A 22,202-nucleotide genomic window follows, 5' to 3' on the forward strand; every position below is an offset into this window, starting at 1 on the left:
GCGCTTCGACGTCGTCGGAAATAAAGGGGGACCCGGAGCGTCGCGGCGACGACGAGCAGGATGCCCCATCGTCGGAGCCCCCCAAGCCGCCGCAGAACCCTCACCGTCGGACAGGCGTGAACCCACGGCAGGGGGGCCTCCCCCTGCGGTAAGCCGTGCCCAACTCGGAGATGGTGACTGGACGTACCCGTCGAGGGTATCCTGGAACCGTCAGATGAAGATCCCGCCTCACCTCGAAAAGCTCCTCGACAAGGACCAGCGTCTCCACGGCGTCGTGTTGCAGACGCTAGGCGTCTTCGAGCTTTGGCTCAAGGACAACAAGGTTGTCTTCTTCCCGGAGTACACCGACCATGGCCCTGAGCATGTGGAGAGCGTGATGCACGGGGCAGAGGCGCTCATCCGTGAGGAAGCCTGGCCGCACCTCACGGCGCAGGACGCGGCCACGCTCCTCCTTGCCATCCTGCTCCACGACTGCGCCATGCACCTGAGCGAGGATGGGTTTCTCGCCCTCGTGTCCGCAGGAGCGCCATGGAAGCCGCGGGGGCGCCTCTTTCTAGACAGAATGGGCGATCATCCCTGGCCGCGACTCTGGCAGGAGTTTCTGCGTGAAGCTGCGCGCTTCGATGAGGGCAAGCTCCGCTCGCTTTTCGGTGACACCGAGCCCGCGCGGAACCCGGATACAGACTGGAAGAAGTGGACTTACCGCGATCGTCTCCTCATCGGCGAATTTATGCGCCGCCACCACGCCCGGCTCGCGCACGAGATCGCGCTGCTCGGCATCCCTGGACCAGGGATCGATCGTCTGGGATTTGCGCAGATGGACGAGTGGCTCAGGGATTTAGCGGGCTTTGTCGCGCGCAGCCACAACCTTGACCTGCGTGCCAGTGCAGACCTCATGCCCAAGAACGGACGGCGGAACTACCGCGAGGTCCATGCTCCGTTTGCGATGGCCGTTCTACGGATCGCCGACTACCTTGAAATCGAGGCGCCCCGCGCACCCCGCGAGTTGCTCCGCGTGCGCAGTCTGAAAAGCCCGATCTCGCAGGCCGAGTGGCGCAAACACGAAGCGGTGGTGCACGTTCGCCAGGATGAAGCGGATCCAGAGGCGCTCTTCGTCGATGCAGAACCAACGGACGTCAAGACGTTCCTAGGGCTCAGGCGGCTCTTCCAGGGGATCCAGGCGGAGCTGGATGCGTGCTGGGCCGTGCTGGGTGAGGTCTACGGTGCGGATACACGGCTGCGCGAACTTGGGCTGCGTGTGCGACGTCTTCGTTCCACCCTCGATGACGTCGCAGCCTTCGGCAAGACCGTGGATTACCTGCCCGTGGATGCGAGGTTTCGGGTCTCGGGCGGAGAGGTTTTGAAACTTCTGGTGGGACCGCTTTACGAGGAAGAGCCTGCTTTTGGGGTGCGGGAGCTAATGCAGAACGCGGTGGATGCGTGCCGGGAGAGGGAAGATTACCAGCGTCAGAACCCGGACAGGCGGATCGACTTGCCGGAACTCGAGGCAGACGTCGTCGTACTGCTGGAGGACAACGACGACGGCACGGGGTGGCTGACGGTCGAGGACCGGGGAATTGGTATGAGCCCGGATGTCGTGCAGAAGTACTTCCTCACGGCTGGGGCGTCCTTCCGCAACAGCGAGGCATGGCACCGGCAGCATGACGATGAAAGTGGAACCCCGCGCGTGCTTCGAGCGGGACGGTTCGGGGTGGGGGCGCTGGCGGCATTTCTGCTCGGGGACGAGATGGAGGTTACCACGCGTCATGTGGAGGAAGACCGAGGGGTCGCGTTCACAGCACGGTTGGACGAGCCGGCGATCGAGCTGCGATGGTGTGAGCGGAAGCCTGGGACGACAGTTCGCGTGAGGATCTCGAATAGCGAAGTCATGGATAGACTGCTGAGTCGAGCCGAGGGTGAGTCGTGGGATTGGTACTGGCTTGAGCGGCCCACTCTTGTCAGGAAAATCCTACTGCGCAACGAGTACGAGAGCTACCCCAATTCAGTGGGCCCTACGGATGGCGAGGTTGTATTGAAGCGCAGGTTGATACCATTGCATGGCGCTCCCCTCCCACTCTACTGGATAAGGACGTGTCACCCCGACTTCGATGACATCCAATACACCTGGAACGAGGGCGGCCACGGCACGTATGTACACAATGGATTCGTGCTTCGCGAGCCTTATAGCGCTGACCTCACCAGCGACGACTATCAACATCTATGGTACGGATACGGATGGTCGGAATTTATACGCCGTCCACGAATCTCCATTTTCGATCGCACCAACAAGATGCCAGTAAACCTTGTCCGGACTGGGCTATCAACGGGCGATACACCGGTTGATGCAGTCGTATTGCAATCCGTTTGCCGGGATATCCTAGGTGCTCTGCTCGTCAGGACTCCAGCTGTGCCGAACGAGATGATACCTCTGGTTATCGCAGATCGGTTTCGCGCTGGCTTGCATCCGAGCATAGGAACAAAGATGTTCGGATGGAGCTGGCTGTGGTGGAGTCAGGCCGGCATCGGGCTTGCGGACGGCGCTATGGCGAGCCAGATCGCAATGCATCCCATCTGCTTCGCTCCTATCTTTCGAGGAACCGATCGCATGCCCGCAGTGTCGTGGGTTTGGCAGGTGCTCAAGACTGAATGTGTCGTCGAGCTTCAAGGGTTCAAGCACGACAGTCGCGAAGATCTACACAATATAATGGCCCAATGGATGGTAATGTTCCATGATCCACTGGCTGTCGTCGATGATAAGCCCTTCGAACGAGGTCCGGATATCTTCGGCCCCTTCAGCCTCCTCACGCCACGCTCCACCCTGCTCATCGTCTGTCGCGCTCTGTGGGAAGCATGGCGCGCGATCGATCCTCGCCCCGAAACCATCCAGTACGCTTCAGTGGGCGAGCACTGGGTTCTTGAGTGGACTGGTGAAGACAACCGCAAGCTCCTCGACCTTGAACGCCTTGCCACCATCGTTCCCGAGGGCATAGAGAACCCCATCGGCATCTGGTTCGATTGCGAGGGACCCAACGAGGACCTACCCGACGAGGACATGATTATGAGCCCTTTGGCGGAGGCGTGGGAGGACATCATCCGTCACCCCGTCATCCCCTGGGACGAGGCGGAGCGCCGCGCACTCCTGCCGCATGCTTACAGCGAACTATCAGAGGAGATTACCCGGTGGGAGGCGGTTACGAAGCTGGAGCAGGAGCAGGAGGCAGGCGGTCGAGAGCGAAGCGATCGAGCTGTGACTCGCCGTCAGTCGACGTAAACCCGCGCAACCGCCAGCCCAGAGCCGCGCGGCCCTGGGGGAAGATCGAGAGCCAGGGTGTTTTGGAAGCAGCCCTTGTCCCTGCTTGTAACGAGGACGGGGGTCTGTCCCGAGGCCCTTCGACCCTCGGAGACGAGGGGCGCCCGCCGCTGCGGGCCCCCTCGCTCCCGAGGGACCCCGCCAGCGCAGGAACCTACCGGCGCTGGATGGCGTGGAGCACCTTGCCGACGGCATCGTGCGCGGCTCGCGCGGCGGCCATGCTTTCGTCGGCGTCCGACAGCAGTGCCAGAAGCCTTTCAGCCGCGTCGTGAGCCACCGCCGCGGCTTCGACATCGCCCAAAGCCGCGGCCGTGACCTCTCCCTGGACGAGGACGGCGAGAAGGGTCCTGCGTGGGTCGGCTCCAGGGATGCCCCAAAGGGCGGCCACGGAGTCTGAAGTGGCACCAACACGCGCCAACGGTGCCGATCCGTCGTCATCAGGACGCGGATCCAGCAGGTTACGCCGGGTCAGGGGTGCTAGAACCGTTCTCGGGGGGTGAATCGGCCGGGCTTCGCCTGGCCGAGAGGGGGACGCGAGGCGTCCCCCTCGGGACAAAAGAGCTAGGACCTCGAGCGGTTGCAAACCGATCGGTGTCCTAGCTCCGGACCTTCCGGGAGAGCCGCCGAGGTCGCCATTGGCTGGACGGGGCGCCTCCTGTAGCATCGAGGGCCGATGAAGGTCCTTTCGCGCGGAACGGTCATGGAGGGCGGACGCGCCGCATTCGAGGTCGTGGCGGCCCAGGATGACGAGGCTCGCCTCGTGCTGACGTTCGTAGGCCCCCTCCATCTCCACTACCGTGATCCTTCCCTGCGGATCTTCCTCGACGAGCTCGGCCGGATCCTGGCGAAGTGCTCCTTTGCATCGATCCGGATGGACTTCACGCAGATGCCGTTTTGCAACGACGCAGGCGTCTACGCCCTCATGGATATCCTGGACGCCGTTTACGAAAGCGTCCCGGGCCCCGTCACCGTCCGCCGCATCGCGGGCGACGACTGGCAAGTCGATGCCTTGCGGGTCTTGCTCAACCTGGACGAGACGGCCAACGCCGCGAGGACGACGTTCGAGGACGTGGAGCGAGCCTGAGCCAAGTTTCCCTCGCCGATCCAGACCCGCGGCCAAGGCTGAACCGCAGGCGCCCAAAGCTCCGCGCCGTCGCAACGTTCCCGGCTCCGGATCTCGGGACGTTCCTCTTTCTCGGAACGCTCCCCGCGTCCGCGTCCCCGTCGATTCCTCCGTCTCGCAACGCGCTTCGCGCCGCACCCGAGGGCGTTCCCGCCGTGTCGCAATGCTCCCGTCCTCGCTTACGGTAGGATTCCCCTTTCTTGCAACGCACCCTGCCGCTGTATCCGGGCGCGTTTCCCCGCCGTGCAACGCTTCCGGGATCCGCATCGCAGCACGTTCCCTTTTTCGGAAAAACACCGCGCGGATGCGGCGTGGCGCGTTCCAACTCTCGGGAACGTTCGTTGCTCCGTTTCCGGGTCGGCTCCCGACGGTTTCGTGCTCGGTTGCTTCCGCTCCGGGATGAATGATCTGCTCCGAACGTCTAACGCGCGAACCCGAGACGACCCCGCTCCCGCTCGCGGGGGTAGGGGAAGAGAGGATCCATGCGACGCCTTCGTGAGACCGATGGGAGCTCCCTTCATCGCCGCCACGTCCGTTTTCACCTCTCCACATGCAAGGGCGTGAGTCCCTTGCACGACACCCTGCATGCCGAGGCGAGCGTCCTCTACACGCAGTTGCGCGACGCCCAGCGCGCGCGAGAGGACGCCGAGGATGCGGCGACGACCGCGTCAGCCCAGCTCACCCGCGCCGAGGTGAACGTCGAGAACGGGATCCGCGAGATCGAGGCTGCCGCAAAGAAGCTCGACCGCAAGGACCCTTCTCTTGCCGCGCGACGCACGATCTTCCCGGCCGGTCTGAGCCCGGTGATCAAGCCCGACGGTCAGGCGCAGCTCGACGTCTTGCCCGCCCTGCGTGTCCGGCTCGCGCCGTTCGCCGGCAAGGGAGACATGGATGATGCCATCGCGGGTCTCGACCACGCGGAGATGCAGCATCGCGCTGCGCTCGACACCGTGGCCCTGGCCGCGGCCGAGCTCGAAACCCGATTCGCCGAGGAGCGCGCGGTTCGTCGATCGGTGCGCGAGCAGCTCGAAAGCGCTTACGGCCGGCTGCGAGACCATTACAAGGCGAATCCTTCCGCAGCGGAGCCGTTCTTCCTGCGAGAGAAAGAGCGTTCGCAGTCGAAGCGCAAAGCGCCCACGGACGGCGCCAAGCCGGAGGGCGCCCCCGGCTCCGCCGCGCAGCGCTGATCCCGCGCCCCCCAGATGCTTCCGCGATCACGGCCCCCTGGGGTACAGTGACCGCCATGCGCCGCGCGCTCGCCCCCCTCTCCGCCCTCGTCCTCCTCGGCTGCACGACCGCCGCGCCGCCGCCGCCGCCCACCGCGCGTGACCTCACGCCCGCGCCTTCCACCACGATCTCCGTTCCGGCACCCACGCCCACCTCCGCCCCGGCCGCGCCGCCTCCGGAGGATCACACGTTCGTCGAGGTCCGCGGCGGGGAGGGCGGGTTTTGCGCCCGCACCGAGCGCGGCTCCCTCTATTGCTGGGGCAGCATGGCCCTCCCCGGCGAGATGGCCCAACGCTCGCACGACCGCCCCGTGCGCATCGAAGGTTTCCCCAACCTGAAAGGCTTCACCATCCTCACGGGCGGCCAGATTGTCGGCTGGGACGCGGACGGCACGCTGTTTCGGGTGGTGCGCGACGACGCGACGAAACCCTTCCGCGTCGTGCGGGGCTTCCGGGTCGTGCAGCCCAAGCCCGAGGACATCGCGAAGTACACGTGGGGCTTGAATACCCCCGGGACCGCGCAGATCGTCGCCGGCAGCCGCGATTGCTTGCTGTCCGACAAGGGCGAGGTCTTTTGCTCGCTCCGCATGGAGTACACGGATGGGCCGTATCTGCGGGTGCCGGCCCCGCCCATTCGCGCCCTCTCCGATGAGGCATGCGGCATGGGCGTGGACGGCGGCTTCTATTGCTGGAACCTCGAGAGACACGAAACGACGCGCTTCGGTAAGCCCATCCCCGGCTACGGCGTGGGGCCCATGCCCCTGAAAGGGCCCGTGGAAGAAGCGGTCGTCGCCCATGTCCGGAACCTCGGGCATCAGCTATGCGCGCGGCGGCCCGACGGCACCGTCTTCTGCGACGATTCGCTCGTCGACCGGAAGCTCAAGGAGCTCGCCGAGGGCAAGCGGGTGACGCGGCTCTTCACGGGCCTCTGGAACAGCGTGTGCGTGACCCGCGAGGACGGCGTGTCGCGCTGCTCCTGCTCCTTCGAGAAGCCCTGCGTGGACATCGAGAAGACGTACGAAGTGCTCCCGACGGTCGATGCGTCGCTCGGGGTGGCCGTGCTTCCGCGAAACGTCTGCGCGCTCGGGAAGGATCACCGCGTGCGGTGCTTCGGTGCGCGCAATGGCGGCCTGCTCGGCGACGGCGTGTCGCGCGAGCTCGAACGCGCCGCGATGGTCCCCGAAATCACGGGCGCGAGCGAGATCAGCGCCGAGGGCGGCGTCGTCTGCGCGCGGTTCGGCATGACCCGCGTCTCCTGCTGGGGCGCGATCGCCGACGCGTTGCACGTGCCCCGGCGTGATCTCGTGCTTCCCGAGCCGGCCGTCGACGCCATCGTGGGTGGCATGCCGCTCTGCGTGCGCGGCGCGAAGTCGGGGCAATGGTACTGCCGGAACGGTCGGTTCATCCAGGGGAACCTGAAGGACGACTTCGCCTTGCTCGTCGACACCCGCGGCGCGGCGGTCAAGGACGTCACCGTGAAGGTCCACAACGGGGTCGGCATCATGGTCGCCAAGCGCGGCGGCGGCGCGGGGTGGTTCTATTACGAGGCAAACCCGAAGCCCCTCCGTGTGCAATGGTTCGACCCGAAGGATGAGCTGGCGAACGCCACGTACCTCACCCCCTTCCGCAGGGCCGTCCTCGCCGACGGGACGGCCATCTTCCAGGACGACTCCTTCGGCGACAAGGCGCGGGTCCCCGGAAAGTTCCGCGCCTTGCTGGACGCCGCGCGTTGCGTCGTCGACGAGGGCGCGCGCCTCGTCTGCATGGGCGCGCCCGATGGGCCGAAGGTCATGCAGACCGAGGTGGCGGAGGTCGACACCGATTGCGCGCGCACCGAGCGAGGCGAGGTGTTTTGCTTCGACCGCAAGGCGACGAAAAAAGGCGAGATCGCGAAGTTCCGGCGGATCGAGGGGCTGCCCGCGGGCGCGATCGTGCAGATCGCGCGCGATTGCGCCCGCACGCGGGAGGGAGAGATCTACTGCTGGGGGAGCGTGTTCGATCTGGGCGACCGCGATCCCATTCAGCACACGCCGGTGGAGATCGCCGTGCCCTGAGCGGGGTCGAGCTCGCGGACACGCCCATTTTCGATCCGCCAGACCACGCTCGTCGCGCGGCGGGCGAACGAGGCGTCGTGGCTGACCATCACGATCGCCCCCGGATACCCCGTGAGCGCGCGTTCGAGGCGTTCGAGCGAGGGCAGGTCGAGGTGGTTCTCGGGCTCGTCGAGCAGGAGCGCCGCGGCCTTCCTGCCGAGGCCGAGCGCAATGGCGAGCTTGCGCGCCTCGCCCGGCGACGGCTCGGCCGAGGCCAGGATCCGCTCGGGATCCGTGCCCAGCGTGGCCACGAGCGAAAGCGTGCGCCCGCGCGCCTCGGGTCCGAGGGCGCGGACCTCCGCGAGCAGCGCCCGCCGCGCCTCCGCCGGCAGATCCTGCGGCAGGTAGAGGACCTGCTCGCGCGGAATCCGCGCCGCGGCCGCGAGCGCGCCGAGCAGCGTGCTTTTGCCCGCGCCATTCCGACCCTCGATGCGAATGCGGCCGTCGCGCGGGACGGAGAGGCGCACGTCGTGGAGGAGCTCCGTATCACCCGCGCGAAGGACGGAAAGCTCGAGGAGGAAGGGCCAGGGCTGCGAAGGGCGCTCCCAGCCGACGTAGATCTCGCCGCCGTGCTCCTTCTCGACGTGGTGCCGGGCGACCTCGGCGCTCGCCCGCTCGAGATCGGCCCGCGCCACGCCCACGGTGCGCCCGGTGCGTTTCTCCGCGGATTCGATCGCGATCTTCCGGAGCATGCCCCGGCCGTCGTGATCGTTCTTGTTTTTCATCTGCGTCTTCATGCTCCGCGACGCGTCGATCGCGGCGTGCTCGCGCCGCGCCTGATCGAGCCTGCGCGCCGCGCGTTTCTCCTCGCCTTTGGCCGCCTCGCGCTCGTCCCGCGCGTGGGCCGCCTCGGCTTCCCAAGCGGCGCGCGCGTCGGCATATCGGCCGCGATAGACATGGACGCGGCATTGATGAATGCGCAGCGTCGTCGTGGTGAGCGCGTCGAGCAGGGTCCTGTCGTGCGAAACCAAGAGCCCGACGCCGTCGAAGCGGCGGAGCGCCCCGACGAGCAGCTTGCGCGCCTCGACATCGAGGTGGTTCGCGGGCTCGTCGAGCAAGAGGATCTCGGGCGCTTCGAAAAGCGCCGCGCCGATCTGCCAGCGTTTGCGCTCGCCGGGCGAGAGCGTGGGCCAGCGTTCGAGGTCCTCCGGCGCGAGATCGAGCCTGCCGCGGAGCGCGGCCGCTTCTCCATCGAGATCCTCGGCGAACCGCAGGATCGCATCGGAGAGCGAATCGACGGTCTGCGGGCAGAGCACGACGCGTGCTTCCGCCGGATCACGCCGCACGTGGCCCCGCTCGGGCCGCAATTCACCCGCGAGCAGGCGGAGCAGCGTGGTCTTGCCGGCGCCGTTCTCGCCCACGATGCCGGCCCATCCCGGCCCGAGGTGCAGCTCGACGTCCTCGAGCAAGGACGTGGCATCCCCATGGGAAAACGCTACGCGCAGCGCATGAAGCGATAACATATTCTGTTCTCCTGAATCGGTGGCCCGCGCGTCCCCGAGTTCGTCTCTCGTCGGGACCGGCGCCGGGCGTCACGGCACGTTTACGAACGGCTGGATTCAGGAAAACAGGCGCAACGGCGTAATCCTCCGAAGGGCGCGAGCAAGATAGCAGCCATGTTCTTGCTCGCAAGGAAGAATTTCAGGCTGTACGCTCGCGCTCGTCTGCTGACGCGGACGCGTTTCTGCTTCACCGAGGAGAAAATATGCTTTTACGACAGGCGGCTTTGACCTTGACCATGACCACCTCGCTGGTGCTGGCCGGCGCCGCGATAGGCTGCGGCGGCGGCACCGCCGATTCGAGCGGCAGCGCGGCCGGCGGCCAGGGCGCCGGCAGTTCCTCCTCCCAGAGCGGCTCGGGAGGCCAGGGCGGTCTGGGAGGCACAGGAGGCCAGGGCGGCGAGGGCGGCATCATCTTCGCCGGCTCGGGCGGCTCCGGCGGAGCCGGCGGCGGGAACTGCACGCCCGAGCTCGTGGGCGTCGTGCGCGATTTCAAAGGCTACCCGAACGGTCACCCCGATTTCGAGCATTTCGGCGGCGAAGGGCTCAAGGGCATCGTGAAGTTCGACCTCGGCCCCGACAAGAAGCCCGTCTACGCGCACGACGGCCCCACCGCGCACACGACCGGCCCCGCGGAGTTCGATCAATGGTACCGCGACGTCGACGGCGTGAACATGTCGATGCCGTTCAAGGTGACGCTGACCGAGGACCCGGCGACCGGCATCGCGACCTTCGAGAGCACCGCATTCTTCCCGATCGACAACCAGCTCTTCGGGAACGAGGACTTCGACCACAACTACGGGTTTACGTACGAGCTCCACATGACGTTCAAGTACCAGGGCGGCGAGACGTTCGCGTTCAGCGGCGACGACGACCTCTGGGTGTTCGTGAACAACCGGCTCGCCATCGATCTCGGCGGCCTGCATCCGCCGCAGGCCGACACGCTGAACCTCGACGCGAAGGCTGCCGAGCTCGGGATCGAGCCCGGCAAGGAGTACGCGCTCGACTTCTTCCACGCCGAGCGGCACAGCACAGGGTCGAACTTCAAGGTTCAGTCGACCCTGAGCTTCACGAACTGCGATCCGATCATCATCCCGAAGTAGCCGCGCGTCGGGCGCGCTCGGCGGCGACCCAGACGAGGGCGTCTTCTTCCCGTTCGAAGTACTTCATCTGGAACATCTTCTGGCCATAAAAGACACGTAGGGCCTTCAAGAACATGCCCATCAGCACGCGCATGTGAAAGCTCGCGCCGATGATGGCGAGCCCGGCGATCCTCCGCGCCCGCGCATCTCCCGCCGCGGCCTTGCGCGCCGCCGGGCCGACCTCCTCGAGCTGGCTCATGTCGGCGACCACGAAATAAGGTCGACCATCCGGGATCAGCTCCGCGGTCCAGGTGTACAGCTTGTCGATCTGACCGATGATGGAAGGGCCGATCCACCACACGCGGACGATGTCGGGGGGATCGAAGCGCGCGCGGTGGGTACCGAATTGGAGGGTCCGCGCTCGTTCGTCTTCAGTCATGATTCGGGCTCCAAACTCGGGCTTGCTGTGGGCGTGTCCCCCGCCTTGTCTTCCGCGAGAAAAGCCGCGGTCTCCCGCACCTCGGGCAGAGGGCTCGACGTCGCGAGCGCGGCATCCCCCCGATAAAGCTGATTCGTGGCCGCGAGCGCCCGGAGGATCGTGCACGCGTCCTCCGCGTCGTTCACGCAGGCGCGGCGGAGCCGGGAAAGGAGCCGGGCCCGCGCCTGCTCGGAGTGGCTCGCGAGCGCCACGCGCATCGCGAGGCCCCGGAGCTCGAGGTCTTCGTGCCAGAGCCACGGCTCGATCGCGTGGAACAAGGTGTACGTCGGCGACGCCCTGTGCCCGAGCGCGCGGAGCACGTCACGCGCGAAGGCCGCGTCCGCAGAGGCGAGCAGCCGGCACAAGGTCGGCGTGAGCTCGAAGCTCATGTCGCAATCGAGGTCCGGCAGGATCCTGGACAAGGCCGCGCGGGGATCGGCTTCGAGGTCGCGTCGCATCGCCGCGATCCGCGCGCGCTCTTCCATCTCCAGGGCCCCCTGCTCCTCCGACTCCTCGATCGTGATGCGGAAGTCGGTGAACGGGTACCCCATTCCGCTGTCCTGGTCCTCGTCCCGCGGAAATCCTTTCGGCAGCGCATCGCGGATTCGGCGCGCGAGGTCGAGGTGCCGGACGGGATCGTGCCAAAGGAGGGCGGTCGCGACGGGGATCGCCTCCTCGGGCGCGAGCTTTTCCATGGCGCGGAGGAGCGCCTCCTCGGCAGCCGCCACGCGATACCTTCCGAGGGTGCGGCTCGCCTCCACGCGCTCGTTGCACGTCTCCCGGTCCCGGCCGGGCACGAGGCGTTTCTCCATGGCGGCGATGAGCGTCATGTCCGCGGAGGGAAGATCCTCCACGACATGGCGGAGCGCCCAGTACATCCACATGGGCAGCTCCGGGTGGCCGGGGTGATCGAGGCGCTCGAGGAGAAGAGGGATGTCCTTCGGCTTCGCGGTGCGCGCGACGATCTGGGCCGCCGCCACGTGCTTGCGTCCATCGTGTCCGTCGGGGCGGCGGAGGATCGCCATGGCCTTGACGCGCATCGGCCCGACGAGATCGTCGAGCAGGTTCGAAACACCCCAGCGCGAGTCCATGGCCATGCGCTGGTAGACATCGAAGAGGAGGCAATGCGCGAGGACGATGTCCTGCGCCAGGATCTTCCGCGCGATCCGGACGCGCTCGTCGTCCTCGACGCCCTCCGCGAAGAGCCGCTCGAATGCGTCGCGCACCGGGCCAGGCTTGAGCTCGCTCCAGCTGAAGTGGAGGAGCATGTTCGGGAGCGGCATGCGTCCGCATCCTTGCACATCCACGCCCACGAGGACGAGGGTTACGGCGCGAACTTTGCGAGCAGTTCCGGCTTGTTGCCGAGGATTCCGGGGAGCCTCTGCGCGACGACGGCGCCCATGCCCTGGACGAGGGTCTCGCTGCCCTCCCAGGCGATCGGGCCAAGCGGGGGCTCGGGCTCGTATTCGAGGATGAGCTGGGCCGCCTTGGCGGAGGCCTCGTTCGTGAGGCGAGCGCCGAGCGCGAGCGCCATGTCGATGCCCGCCGAGACGCCGGCCGCCGTGATCACCCGGCCGTCCTCGACCCAGCGCCCCTTGACGGGCGTCGCCCCGAAGCGCGCGAGGTGCGGCAAGAACGACCAGTGCGTCGTGGCCTTCTTGCCTTCGAGCAAGCCGAGCGCCGCGAGCACGAGCGAGCCCGTGCACACCGAGCTCACGAAGGAGGCCTTCGCGGCGGCTCTGCCGAGCCAGCCCATGATGCGATCGCTGGCCATCGCGTGAAAGGGCCCGATGAGGCCCCCCGGGACGACGATGCCGTAGGGCTCGGGCACGTCGTCGAGCGTGCGCTCGGGGACGATACGAAAAGGCAGATCGGTCTCGATGGGCTCGATGCGCTCGCCCACGGTGACGGTCCGGAGATCGGACGATCCTTCGAGGGCCTTCAGCACCTGCAGGGGCCCGACGAGGTCGAGGGGCGTGATCTCGGGGAAGATGAGGAAAGCGATGGTCCGTTCGCGCATGGGATTCCGTCCTCCAGGGGGGTGCAGTGTGAACGTTTGGTGATTGACACGCCAAGGGATCCGTTGCCCGATGGGCACCGGGGAACCTTCATGAACCGCCTCCTTCTCGTGGGCCTCGACGAGCCCGAGGTGCGTGATCTTCGCGCGCGCCTCTCGACCCAGATCCCGATCGTGTCCTGTCCCGTCTTGCCGCGTATCCTGCTGGAAGCCGGTGAGCTCCTCGTCGAGCGGCCGAACGCGCACGAGGTCTACGTGCCGGTGTCGCGCGTGGTGTTCCACGGCATCTTCGAGGACGATCTGCCGCTCTTGACCGCGCTCGCGCTCTGGGGCGGGCCGTGTCTGCCGCTCGCGCGCGGGATGATGGACGCGCGTCCGCGGATCCCGTGCCTCGTGCGGGCGCTCGCGGTGACGCGGTTCGGGGCGATGCGACGCGGTTATGCCGATCGGGCGTCGCCCGTTTCGCCGAAGGCAGGGGAGACGCTCGTGGCGAAATGGGGCGAGTGGCATTGTGGAGAGAACAAGGAGCTCTTTTCGGCGACACGGCGCGCGGAGGTGCCGACGTTGATCGAGCCGTTCGTGCGCGGGGAGGCGACGCGGATCCACGTGCTCGGCGAGCGCGCGTGGCAGATCCGCATGGCCGGCGAGACGTGGCTCAAGTCGATCCACCACGCAGGATCGGTGGTGCTTCCCGCGGGCGAGGCGGATCCCGCGCTCGTGGAGGACGCGCGGCGGATCGGCGCGGCGTTTGGCCTGGAGATGTTCGCGATCGATTACATGGTGGAGCCCGACGGGACGAAGCACCTGCTCGAGCTGAACCACATCCCGAACGTGACCGTGTTCCCGGAGCTGCGCGAAGCGTATCTCGATTTCGTGGCGTCGTGGATCGAGGCGGGCTCCGCGCGGCCCCGCTCCTGAGAGAGAACATCGCAGATGACCGTCGACGACGCAGTTCGTGAGCTCCGCATCGAGAACGAAGCCCTCCGGCAGCGCGTGGCGCGCCTCGAGCAGGAGCGCGACGAGGCACGGCAGGCGCTTTCTGCGCACCGGAAGGACGTCACGACCGTCGACGCGCTCTTCCGCGCGCTGCCGGACCTCTTCTTCCGGCTGGACAAGGACGGGATCATCATCGATTACCGAGCCCGAGCGGCCGACGACCTGTACGTCCCTCCCGAGGTGTTCCTGGGCAAACGGATGTCCGATCTGTTGCCCGCCGACGTGGGCGCCTACCTGGAGCGCGTGATGCTCGACGCCCTCGATAGCGGGAAGGTGAAGCAGGCCGAGTATTCGCTGCCGATGGGCCCGGCGGTGGAATGGTACGAGGCGCGTATCGTTCCCCTGGACGCCGAAGAGATCGTCATGCTGGTACGCCAAACGACGGAGGATCACCTCAATCGGGAGGCATTGCAACGGCGCCGCGTGGAGCTCGAAGACTCGCTGCGCTCCGTCCGGCTGTTCCGAGCGCTCGCCGACCATGCGCCGAGCGCCATCGCCGTGTCACGAACGGGCGGGGAGCCGATCTATGCGAACGACGCTTGTCGCGCGCTCTTCGGCGTCGGAAGCGACGAGGCAGGCATCGACGTCACGGCCTTTGTGGCCGAGGGTCCCGTGGCGGAGGCCGTTCGGCGTGGCCATGAGGTGCGGGGCGCGATCGGGGCCTTCCGGCGGACCGACGGGTCGATGTTCCAGGGGCATCTCACGGCGTTCGCCTTGCACGAAGAAGACGGGCCCTCCCACGAGGCCTTCATCATCGCCGACGTGACCGCGACGCTCGCCGCCGAGGAGGAGCGGCGGGCGCTCGCCGAGCAGGTCATCGCGGCGCAAAACGAGGCCCTGCGCGCGCTCTCGACCCCGCTCGTGCCGATCGCCCGGCGCGTCGTCGCGGTCCCGCTCATCGGCAGCGTGAACGCCGAGCGCGCCGAGCGGCTGCTCGAGGTTTTGCTCGACGGCGTCGCGCAGCGCGGCGCCTCGGTGGTGCTGCTCGACGTCACGGGCGTCCCGGAGGTGGATCCCGAGGCCGCCGACGCGATCACGCGGGCCGCGCGCGCCGTCGGCCTGCTCGGGGCCGAGCTCGTGCTGACCGGCGTGGGCCGCGAGGTCGCGCGGACGCTCATCGAGCTCGGCTCGGATCTCCGGGGAATCGTGACGCTCGGCAGTCTGGAACAGGGAATCGCCTACGGGATCCGCAAAACGCGCTGACGTTTTTCGCGCGGGAAGAGCTACGAGAGCTCGATCCGCTCGATTCGCGCCGGCACGTGCTTGTGCCACGGCGTCCCCGCGAGCCAATCCCGCTGCGCGTGGTGCGTGAGCTCGTTCGGCGCGGTGCCGTGCCTTCGCTCTCCGCCGGCCTCGTCCGGATACAAAAGCCCGCCGCCATTCGGCAGGCTCACGTGGCCGGCCCGCATGCCGTCGTTCACCTCGACCGTCGCGGTCGCGCTGCCGCCCTCGGTCACGATACGTACGACGCTGCCCGTGGATACGCCGAGATCCGCCGCGTCCGCCGGGCTCATGCGGAGGGCGCCTTCGAGGTCGACCTTGCGCCACGCAGGATCCCGGAAAATGGTGTTCGCCGAGGAGGACCTGCGCTCGCCGGCCGCGAGGATGAACGGATATCGCTCGTCCCGGGAAGGCATGGGCTCCGTCGCGAGGCCAACGAGCTCCTGCATGAGCTCCGGGATCATCAGGCGAATGCGTTTGTCCGGCGTGTCGAGCCGCGCCCACGTCTCCTCGTACGAATCGACGGTGAACGTGATGCCGGAGCGTTCGCGGAGGATGGCGTCGAAGAGCGCGTCGGCGCCGGGAAAACCCGCGCGCTGCACGCTTTCGGGGAAGGCCATGAAGCACGATTGCGCGATGCCCCAGAGCACGGCCGTGGCCTCGGCCCCCGGGGGCAGCGTCGGGCCGAGCGTCTCGTAGAGGATCACCGGCGCGAGCGCCATGAGCTCGGGCCGCGTGCCGATGAGCCCCATGAAGGCCATCGCATACTCGCCCCGCGAACGGCGCGCCGCCTCGGCGAGCGGCGCGAGATCCACGCTGTCGAGCGCGCCCATCGCGCGCACGAGGCGGCGGTGGATCTCGGACTCGGGCAAGGTCCCCGGGAGCGGCGCGAGGAGGGGCGCGCGGAGCTGGAAGGCGTTTTTCGGAAACTCCAGCGTGAAGAACGTCGCTTCCCATTTCTCGAATTGCGACGCCGTCGGCAGCACGTAATGCGCGAGCCGCGCGGTCTCCGTGAGCGCGACGTCGATCACGACGAGGCAATCGAGCGCGGCGAAGGCCTCACGGAAGCGCTTCGAATCGGCGAGCGAGTGCGCGGGGTTCGCGCTCTCGACGATCATCGCCCGGAGGCGCTGCGGGTGGTCCGTCAGGATCTCGTCCGGGATCACGTTGCAGGGTACGAGCCCCGTGATGATCCGCGCGCCGGTGACGGGCGTGGTGCTGCCGCGTTTGCCCCCGCCGCTGCCCCCGCCGAGCGACGCCATCCGCGAATGGATGTTCATCCCGCCCTCCTTGGCGAAGCTGCCGACGAGCAGGTAAACGAGCTTCTCCAGCCACGAATCGAGCGTGGAGTGCGGCGCCTGCTGGATGCCGAGATCCTCCTGGATGGCGACGCTCTTCGCGCGGGCGATGCGGCGCGCGACCTCGCGCACGAGGGATTCTTCGACCCCGCAGCGCTTCGCGAAGTCGGCGACGGGGATCTCCGCGAGGGCTTCGAGCACGGGCTCCGCGTCGTTCGTGTGCTCGGCGAGGAAGCGGCGATCGACGAGGTCTTCCTGCACGAGCGTGCCGAGGATCGCGGCGAGGCAAAAGGCGTCCGTGCCCGGATGGACGGCGAGGTGGTATTGCGCGAGCCGCGCGGTCTCGGAGCGACGCGGGTCGATGACGACGAGGCAGCGCCCGGGGTCGCTCGCGATCTCCTTGAGCACGTGGCGGGCGCGGGGGAAGCCGTGCGAGTGCCAGGGGTTCTTCCCGACGAAGACGGCCACCTCGGCGTGCTCGAAATCGGGCGCGGTGTGGCAACGCGGGCGGCCGAAGAGCTTGCCGTCGACCCAGAACTCGCCGGTTTTCTCCTGCGCGAGCGCGTTCGAACGGTAGACCGCTCCGAGCGTCGCGAGCGTGGCCGTGGCGTAGGTGCCGCAGAGGTGATTGCCCTGGCCGCCGCCGCCGTAATAAAAGATGGAGGCCCCGCCGTGGGTATCGCGGATCCCCATGAGCTTCGCGGCGATCTCGCGGATCGCGGTGTCCCAGTCGATCGCCTCGAACGAGCCGTCGGGCCGCCGCCGGAGCGGCGTGCGCAGGCGATCCTTGGCGTTCTGGTAATGGTCGAGGCGCTGGGCCTTCTCGCAGAGATACCCGCGTGACGTCGGGTGCTGCCGGTCGCCGCGCACGCGCGTGAGCCTGCGATCTTCGACGAGCACCTCGATGCCGCAGTTCATGCTGCAGAGGATGCACGCGGTCTTCTGGAACGTCCCGGCTTCGGTCGTCATGGAGGGCCTCCGGCGGAGGTCATCGTACCACGAAGCGGTTTGCCCGGCAGAAAGCTTCTCACTTCCCGCCTGGCGCGGCTCTGGTACAAGGCTGTCCGTAATGAAACGTTTTGGCCTCCTCACAGCCACGCTCCTCGCCTCCGTCGCCGCCACGGGCTGCGTGAACCCGTACGCGGGCCTCTTCGATCCCGCGGCGATGCAGGCGCAGCAGGCGCAGGCGATGGCCGACGCGCAGGCGCAGAACGACGCGCAGATCCTGGCGCAGCTCGAGGAGTCACGCGCCGCCGTGAAGGCGAGCCCGGGCGACATGAACGCGGCGCGGGTGCTTGCGCAACGCGTGGGGGCCTGTTTCATCCTGGGGCTCGTCGATCGGAAGAAGATCGACGGCGAGGCGGCGATCGTCGAGGCGGACGCCGCGCTCGAAGAGGCGACGAAGAAGAATCCCGATCAGAAGGCGGAGGCGCTCTCGTCGAAGGGGATCCTGCGCATCCACGCGAAGCGCAACGCGGAGTCCATCGAGATCCTCGAGGCCTCGATGACCGCGCGACCCACGGTGCTCGCGTGCGTGCCGCTGATCAAGGAGCTCGACGACGCCGGGCGATCGGAGGAGGTCCTCGGCCATTGCAAGAAGGCGCGCCCGGCGGTGCGGGACGACGAGGATCGGTACACGCTGCTCGATAGCTGTCTTCAGCATTCGCACGGGGCCCCGGCAGAGAAGGGGCTCGCGTGGGCGGGGCAGGCGGACATCGATTTTTACAACCAAAAGACCAGCGAGTTCGTCCAGCAAAAGGCGGCGTACCGGGCCGAGCAGGAGGCGCACTCGGCGCAGATGCGCGCGGACTTCGACGCGAGCCGCAGGCGCGCAGACGAGGAGCGCGCCGCGCGGGCAGGAGCTTCGAGCTCGGGCGGCGGCGGGTCCACGTATTCGCTGCGGCTGCACAATAGCTGCTCGCGCAGCGTAAAATTGTTCTTCGGGGACAACCCGAAGTTCGGCAGCGGGACGCGGACGTCGCTCGGGTCGAACTCGACGACGTCGTACTCGGGCGCTGGGCCGAAGACGGTGTGGATCGTGGACGACCGCGATCAGGGCATTTCGAGCTTCGTGGCGAGCGGGTCGCAGTCGATGCAGATCACGTCGAGCTGCGCGGGGTTCTCGACGTACTGAGGGCCTACGCCGCGGTGAAGGAGATGATTGGGGGGAGGAAATACCCGGCATTCGTCGAGGCGAGGTGCCACGTGTTCTTCCCCGGGCCGATCTCGAGCATCCTGAAGAAATACAAGGGACAATTGCTCATGTCCCCCTCGTACCGCGCGTAGTTCTCCAGGGTCACGTAATCGGTGCCGCTCTTCGCGACGACCGTGCCCCAGTGGTACTCGAAAATGTCCTGGTGGGCGTCCTTCGCGTTCTTCACTTCGGCCGAGGTCGCCAGGCTGACCGTGCCGATGGCGGCGCCGAGGGGCGGATCCATGTAATGGTTTGCATGCAGGCGCTGGACTTCGTTCTTGAATTCGGCGCTGTTGCCGTGGTCTGCGAGGATCAGTCTGTAGTTCGTGGTGATGTCGTCGAGGAAGGCGAGGTAGTCCTTCTGCTTGCTTTGCTCCCGGCTGGCCTGCCGCTTGAGCTCCGCGAAGTCGTCCGACCACGTGCGGTCGGTGAACTCGTCCAGGAGCGCGAGCGCGATCCGGTTGCCCTCGTCGAGGGCCGAGTAGCCGGTCACGTTCAGGTTGCCGGAGACGAACTGGGCCATGTCATTGCACCGCTGCGGCACCTTGATCGCGAGCCCCTGCACGCCCGTGGCCTTGATCTTCGGCTCGATCCGGTAGAGCTTGTTGTTCCGCCCGCCGTGCGTCACGTGCAGGTAGTCGTTGCCCGCGACGAGCGAGATCTTGCCCTTGAGCGCGGTGTTCGCCTCCTTCACGCGATCCATCGTGGCGAAGAAGACCTTGGCTTCTTGCCCCGGCCCCGTCGCCTCGATGGCGAGATCGCAGTTGTCGGAGACGAGGATGTCGGTCACGGATTGCGTGACGAGGTTCGGCTTGGTCTTCCCTTCGTCCTTGAAGAAGCTGTCGTGCACCTCGTCTTGCCGGACGAAGAAGTCGGCGTCCGGCGTGTCGCTGTCGGCGAAGAAGCCCCATCGCTTCTTGCCGGGGTATTGCTCGGCGTCCGGAGCAACCCGCGTGTAACGCTGGACCGCGCCACCCCCTCCGCCCCCCTTCGCCGGATGCGGTGGAGGCGCCACGCGCCCGACGGTCGCGCCGAACGCGGGTTTCGCCTGCGCCACCGTGGCCGGATGAGGCGGGCGTTCGGGGACGGCCGTCCGGACGGGCGCCTTCGCCTGGAGCACCGCCGCCGGATGGGGGGGTTTGGAGTTCGCCGCGACGGAGGACGATGCCTTTTGCGCAGCGATTCTCTTGAATGCCATGGGATCGGCTCGCGAGTGTACAGGGGGCCGCGTGGAGGTCCCAACTTCTTGCACACCGCTGCCTGGGCCAAGGTTTTCGTCAGGTCGCAATGTTCGTAGCGCGCCCCTTCCGGATGAGCGCCGCCCCGATTCCGCCGAGCAAAAGGCCGGACACCAGGAAGGCGATGTCCCATGCAAGCTCGCGCTCGCCCGGCCGCACGTGATGGAGCCCGAAGAGCTGATGGTCGATGAGGCCCTCGAAGAAATTGAAGAGGCCCCAGCCGAGCGACATCGCGCCCACGAACATCGGCGTCGAGCGCGGCAAGGTGCCCTTCTTGAAGCCACGCCAGAGCAAGGCGAGGCCGATCGCGGTCGTCATCCACGCGACCGCGTGGAAGAGGCCGTCGAAGAACATGTTGACCTTCATGTGGAGCAAATTCGTCGGCGGCAGCCGCGACGAAAGCATGTTGTGCCATTGGAGGATCTGGTGGAACACGATGCCGTCCACGAATCCCCCGAGCCCCACGCCGAGCAGGATGCCCGCCGCGAGGAGGCCCCCGTCCTTTCGATGTCCCATGACGTCACCCATCCTTTCCCGTTCCCGCGGTTGGTCCGCGCTTGTGAAACCAGAGCGACACGAGCCAGCCGACCACGAAAGGGAGGAGCAGAAGTGCAAGGTGGGCCCACGTATTCGGATCTTCCCGGATGAATGCGCGTGTCCTCCACGCGAGCGGGCAGTCCGGGCACGCGAGCGCGAGGGCAGGGCAGAGCCCGAGGAGACAAGCGAGTACGAGGGCCACGGTCGCTGGCATGCGCGCGGGGGCTGCAACGGCAGTGCCCGCCAATCCGCTGCGAGAAACGAGCATCGAGCGCACGAGCTCGTGTAGGATCGCGCGCATGCTTTTTCCCAATCCTCGCGCTTTTCTCCTCGTCCTCCCCGTCCTCGTGGCTTGCAGCGGGAAGGTCGACGTCGATCAAACCTCGACGAGCACCAGCGGCTCCGGCGGTCAGGGCGGTACCGGCGGCTCCGGCGGCTCGGGCGGCTCCGATTCCACGTGTCCCGCCGAGCAGCCCGCCGTGGGCGCGCCGTGCGACGTGCCGCCGGGTGAGGAGTGCTCGTACGGCGAGTGTTGCCCGGGTATCTTCGCGTGCGAGGCGGGGAGCTGGGTCGAGCTCCCCGTCGGGTGCGCGCCGCCGCCGGTGCCATGCCCCGCGTCTCCGCCGCTCGACGGCACGTCTTGCCTCGGAGGTCCGTGTGGGCAAACGTCGCCGTGCACCTATGCCTGCGCGCCGGGCGGCGCGTCGTTCACCGTGACGTGCGGCGACGATAATGTCTGGCACAGCGACATGTCGTCCTTGTGCAATGGCGCCGTGACCTGCGGCGACAAGCTCCAGTGCCTCGAGGGATACGTCTGCGTCACGAAGCAGGCCTTCGGGTCCGAATACGTATGCGCCCCGGATCCTTGCGGACCGGATCCGCTCTCGTGCGCCTGCGCCGAGTCCGTCTGCGGGGACGGGTTCGCCTGCATCCAGGCCTCGGGCAAGAACGTCCTCTGCGAGTGCCCGGCTTGCAAGTGAAGCCAGTCACGGCGTCTCGGGCTCGCCCTGGGCCGCGATCCGTGCCGCTTCGAGCGCCGCGCGCGCGTCGATCGTGCCCTCGGGAGCAAAGCGCTTGCTCGGGCAAAGCTCGTTCAGCGGGCAATGGCGACAATCGGGCGCCCGCGCCGTGCAGACGTAACGCCCGTGGAGCTGCAGGCGGAGGCCCACATCGATCCATTCGGTTGTCGGGAACAACCGGCACAGATCGACCTCCACCGCCGCTGGATCTTCCTCTTCCGTGATCCCGAGCCGGCGCGAGACCCGCGCCGTGTGCCTATCGACCGCGATTCCCTCCGCGATGCGGTAGGCATGAGCGAGCACGACGTTCGCGGTCTTGCGCGCCACGCCGGGCAGGGTGATCAGCGCTTCGAGCGTGCGCGGGACCTCGCCGCCGAACGCCTCGGTGATTCTGCGGCTCGCCTCGCGGATCGCGCGGGCCTTGTTCCGGAAAAACCCAGTCTCGTGGACGAGCCGCTCGACCTCGTCCTGCGGCGCCGCGCCGAGCGCGGCCGGCGTCGGGTACGACTGAAAAAGGGCGGGCGTGACGAGGTTGATCGTCCGGTCCGTGCTCTGCGCCGCGAGAATGGTGGCGACGAGGAGCTCCCAGGGATTGCGAAAATCGAGCTCGAGCCGCGGCGCGGGGATCGCCCGGGCGAGCCGCGCATGGACCTCCGCGGCCCGTTGCCCGAGCGGCGACGAGACAATCCCCGACGGCGGCGGCCCCTCCGGCTCCGCCGCGCCCTGCTTCACCCCGACGCGCCTGGGTTTGCCCACGTCGGAGCGTGATGCAAACGACGAGCCTCGCGCACGCGTTCGGCGCTCGGGCGACCTCGGACATTGTACGACCGGGAGGCGTGCCGCGGCCCATTGATGGGCTGGAGCGACTCCT

General features: G+C 67.4%; 19 protein-coding genes. 9 read left to right on the forward strand and 10 right to left on the reverse strand.

Annotated elements, in window-relative coordinates:
- Positions 1-214 precede the first annotated feature (214 nt).
- On the forward strand, positions 215-3,271 hold the full coding sequence (locus KEG57_RS37775) for an HD domain-containing protein (protein WP_272425455.1): 3,057 nt from the start codon (positions 215-217) through the stop codon (positions 3,269-3,271).
- 193 nt (positions 3,272-3,464) lie between these two features.
- Here KEG57_RS37775 and KEG57_RS37780 read toward each other — a convergent pair whose 3' ends face one another.
- Positions 3,465-3,698: a hypothetical protein gene (locus KEG57_RS37780; RefSeq protein WP_272425456.1), complete on the reverse strand. Its 234-nt coding sequence runs from the start codon at positions 3,696-3,698 to the stop codon at positions 3,465-3,467.
- A 285-nt stretch (positions 3,699-3,983) separates the two neighbouring features.
- Between KEG57_RS37780 and KEG57_RS37785 the strand changes: the two genes are divergently transcribed.
- The 3 genes from KEG57_RS37785 to KEG57_RS37795 all read left to right on the forward strand — a co-directional run bounded on the left by KEG57_RS37785 (position 3,984) and on the right by KEG57_RS37795 (position 7,713).
- Positions 3,984-4,394 carry a hypothetical protein gene (locus KEG57_RS37785; protein ID WP_272425457.1) on the forward strand — a complete coding sequence of 137 codons (411 nt, stop codon included), beginning with the start codon at positions 3,984-3,986 and terminating at the stop codon, positions 4,392-4,394.
- Positions 4,395-4,915: 521 nt separating this feature from the next.
- A complete protein-coding gene (locus tag KEG57_RS37790) occupies positions 4,916-5,620 on the forward strand; it encodes a hypothetical protein (protein WP_272425458.1) in 705 nt (234 codons plus the stop codon).
- Between the two features lie 56 nt (positions 5,621-5,676).
- Positions 5,677-7,713: an RCC1 domain-containing protein gene (locus KEG57_RS37795; protein ID WP_272425459.1), complete on the forward strand. Its 2,037-nt coding sequence runs from the start codon at positions 5,677-5,679 to the stop codon at positions 7,711-7,713.
- On the opposite strand, the gene KEG57_RS37800 is transcribed toward KEG57_RS37795, so the two are convergent.
- Positions 7,680-9,215: an ATP-binding cassette domain-containing protein gene (locus tag KEG57_RS37800; RefSeq protein WP_272425460.1), complete on the reverse strand. Its 1,536-nt coding sequence runs from the start codon at positions 9,213-9,215 to the stop codon at positions 7,680-7,682. The genes KEG57_RS37795 and KEG57_RS37800 overlap by 34 nt on opposite strands.
- A gap of 275 nt (positions 9,216-9,490) precedes the next feature.
- On the opposite strand from KEG57_RS37800, the gene KEG57_RS37805 reads away from it, so the two are divergent.
- Entirely contained in the window at positions 9,491-10,354 is an 864-nt protein-coding gene (locus tag KEG57_RS37805) for a fibro-slime domain-containing protein (RefSeq protein ID WP_272425461.1), read from the forward strand.
- Here KEG57_RS37805 and KEG57_RS37810 read toward each other — a convergent pair.
- Genes KEG57_RS37810 through KEG57_RS37820 form a run of 3 tightly spaced genes read right to left on the reverse strand, consistent with a single transcriptional unit; the run spans position 10,341 to position 12,831 of the window.
- Positions 10,341-10,772, reverse strand: coding sequence for an STAS/SEC14 domain-containing protein (locus KEG57_RS37810; RefSeq protein WP_272425462.1), 432 nt, complete (start codon positions 10,770-10,772; stop codon positions 10,341-10,343). The genes KEG57_RS37805 and KEG57_RS37810 overlap by 14 nt on opposite strands.
- The gene (locus KEG57_RS37815) at positions 10,769-12,094 is read right to left on the reverse strand and encodes a hypothetical protein (protein ID WP_272425463.1); all 1,326 of its coding nucleotides are present in this window, start codon (positions 12,092-12,094) and stop codon (positions 10,769-10,771) included. The genes KEG57_RS37810 and KEG57_RS37815 overlap by 4 nt, the downstream gene beginning before the upstream one ends.
- A gap of 41 nt (positions 12,095-12,135) precedes the next feature.
- Entirely contained in the window at positions 12,136-12,831 is a 696-nt protein-coding gene (locus KEG57_RS37820) for a DJ-1/PfpI family protein (RefSeq protein ID WP_272425464.1), read from the reverse strand.
- Positions 12,832-12,921: 90 nt separating this feature from the next.
- Here KEG57_RS37820 and KEG57_RS37825 point away from each other — a divergent pair, with 90 nt between their 5' ends.
- Both KEG57_RS37825 and KEG57_RS37830 read left to right on the forward strand, forming a co-directional pair.
- A complete protein-coding gene (locus tag KEG57_RS37825; RefSeq protein ID WP_272425465.1) occupies positions 12,922-13,746 on the forward strand; it encodes an ATP-grasp domain-containing protein in 825 nt (274 codons plus the stop codon).
- 15 nt (positions 13,747-13,761) lie between these two features.
- On the forward strand, positions 13,762-15,027 hold the full coding sequence (locus KEG57_RS37830) for a PAS domain-containing protein (protein ID WP_272425466.1): 1,266 nt from the start codon (positions 13,762-13,764) through the stop codon (positions 15,025-15,027).
- Between the two features lie 20 nt (positions 15,028-15,047).
- On the opposite strand, the gene KEG57_RS37835 is transcribed toward KEG57_RS37830, so the two are convergent.
- Positions 15,048-17,312, reverse strand: coding sequence for a molybdopterin-dependent oxidoreductase (locus KEG57_RS37835; RefSeq protein WP_272425467.1), 2,265 nt, complete (start codon positions 17,310-17,312; stop codon positions 15,048-15,050).
- Between the two features lie 100 nt (positions 17,313-17,412).
- Between KEG57_RS37835 and KEG57_RS37840 the strand changes: the two genes are divergently transcribed.
- Positions 17,413-18,477: a hypothetical protein gene (locus tag KEG57_RS37840; protein ID WP_272425468.1), complete on the forward strand. Its 1,065-nt coding sequence runs from the start codon at positions 17,413-17,415 to the stop codon at positions 18,475-18,477.
- Positions 18,478-18,481: 4 nt separating this feature from the next.
- Here KEG57_RS37840 and KEG57_RS37845 read toward each other — a convergent pair whose 3' ends face one another.
- The 3 genes from KEG57_RS37845 to KEG57_RS37855 all read right to left on the reverse strand — a co-directional run bounded on the left by KEG57_RS37845 (position 18,482) and on the right by KEG57_RS37855 (position 20,613).
- Positions 18,482-19,735, reverse strand: coding sequence for a hypothetical protein (locus KEG57_RS37845; protein WP_272425469.1), 1,254 nt, complete (start codon positions 19,733-19,735; stop codon positions 18,482-18,484).
- Positions 19,736-19,814: 79 nt separating this feature from the next.
- Entirely contained in the window at positions 19,815-20,291 is a 477-nt protein-coding gene (locus KEG57_RS37850) for a DUF2243 domain-containing protein (RefSeq protein ID WP_272425470.1), read from the reverse strand.
- A 4-nt stretch (positions 20,292-20,295) separates the two neighbouring features.
- The gene (locus KEG57_RS37855) at positions 20,296-20,613 is read right to left on the reverse strand and encodes a hypothetical protein (RefSeq protein ID WP_272425471.1); all 318 of its coding nucleotides are present in this window, start codon (positions 20,611-20,613) and stop codon (positions 20,296-20,298) included.
- Here KEG57_RS37855 and KEG57_RS37860 point away from each other — a divergent pair.
- Entirely contained in the window at positions 20,612-21,292 is a 681-nt protein-coding gene (locus KEG57_RS37860; protein ID WP_272425472.1) for a hypothetical protein, read from the forward strand. The genes KEG57_RS37855 and KEG57_RS37860 overlap by 2 nt on opposite strands.
- A 6-nt stretch (positions 21,293-21,298) precedes the next feature.
- On the opposite strand, the gene nth is transcribed toward KEG57_RS37860, so the two are convergent.
- Positions 21,299-22,087: an endonuclease III gene (gene nth / locus KEG57_RS37865; RefSeq protein WP_272425473.1), complete on the reverse strand. Its 789-nt coding sequence runs from the start codon at positions 22,085-22,087 to the stop codon at positions 21,299-21,301.
- Positions 22,088-22,202 lie beyond the last annotated feature (115 nt).

It is taken from the genome of Polyangium jinanense (assembly GCF_028435365.1).

What these genes read in the sequence shown, in the direction of transcription:
- KEG57_RS37775 (WP_272425455.1), top strand. Translation starts at nt 215, where the DNA reads ATGAAGATCCCGCCTCACCTCGAAAAGCTCCTCGACAAGGACCAGCGT.
- KEG57_RS37785 (WP_272425457.1), top strand. Translation starts at nt 3,984, where the DNA reads ATGAAGGTCCTTTCGCGCGGAACGGTCATGGAGGGCGGACGCGCCGCA.
- KEG57_RS37790 (WP_272425458.1), top strand. Translation starts at nt 4,916, where the DNA reads ATGCGACGCCTTCGTGAGACCGATGGGAGCTCCCTTCATCGCCGCCAC.
- KEG57_RS37795 (WP_272425459.1), top strand. Translation starts at nt 5,677, where the DNA reads ATGCGCCGCGCGCTCGCCCCCCTCTCCGCCCTCGTCCTCCTCGGCTGC.
- KEG57_RS37800 (WP_272425460.1), bottom strand. Translation starts at nt 9,215, where the DNA reads ATGTTATCGCTTCATGCGCTGCGCGTAGCGTTTTCCCATGGGGATGCC.
- KEG57_RS37805 (WP_272425461.1), top strand. Translation starts at nt 9,491, where the DNA reads ATGACCACCTCGCTGGTGCTGGCCGGCGCCGCGATAGGCTGCGGCGGC.
- KEG57_RS37810 (WP_272425462.1), bottom strand. Translation starts at nt 10,772, where the DNA reads ATGACTGAAGACGAACGAGCGCGGACCCTCCAATTCGGTACCCACCGC.
- KEG57_RS37815 (WP_272425463.1), bottom strand. Translation starts at nt 12,094, where the DNA reads ATGCCGCTCCCGAACATGCTCCTCCACTTCAGCTGGAGCGAGCTCAAG.
- KEG57_RS37820 (WP_272425464.1), bottom strand. Translation starts at nt 12,831, where the DNA reads ATGCGCGAACGGACCATCGCTTTCCTCATCTTCCCCGAGATCACGCCC.
- KEG57_RS37825 (WP_272425465.1), top strand. Translation starts at nt 12,922, where the DNA reads ATGAACCGCCTCCTTCTCGTGGGCCTCGACGAGCCCGAGGTGCGTGAT.
- KEG57_RS37830 (WP_272425466.1), top strand. Translation starts at nt 13,762, where the DNA reads ATGACCGTCGACGACGCAGTTCGTGAGCTCCGCATCGAGAACGAAGCC.
- KEG57_RS37835 (WP_272425467.1), bottom strand. Translation starts at nt 17,312, where the DNA reads ATGACGACCGAAGCCGGGACGTTCCAGAAGACCGCGTGCATCCTCTGC.
- KEG57_RS37840 (WP_272425468.1), top strand. Translation starts at nt 17,413, where the DNA reads ATGAAACGTTTTGGCCTCCTCACAGCCACGCTCCTCGCCTCCGTCGCC.
- KEG57_RS37845 (WP_272425469.1), bottom strand. Translation starts at nt 19,735, where the DNA reads ATGGCATTCAAGAGAATCGCTGCGCAAAAGGCATCGTCCTCCGTCGCG.
- KEG57_RS37850 (WP_272425470.1), bottom strand. Translation starts at nt 20,291, where the DNA reads ATGGGACATCGAAAGGACGGGGGCCTCCTCGCGGCGGGCATCCTGCTC.
- KEG57_RS37860 (WP_272425472.1), top strand. Translation starts at nt 20,612, where the DNA reads ATGCTTTTTCCCAATCCTCGCGCTTTTCTCCTCGTCCTCCCCGTCCTC.
- KEG57_RS37855 (WP_272425471.1), bottom strand. Translation starts at nt 20,613, where the DNA reads ATGCGCGCGATCCTACACGAGCTCGTGCGCTCGATGCTCGTTTCTCGC.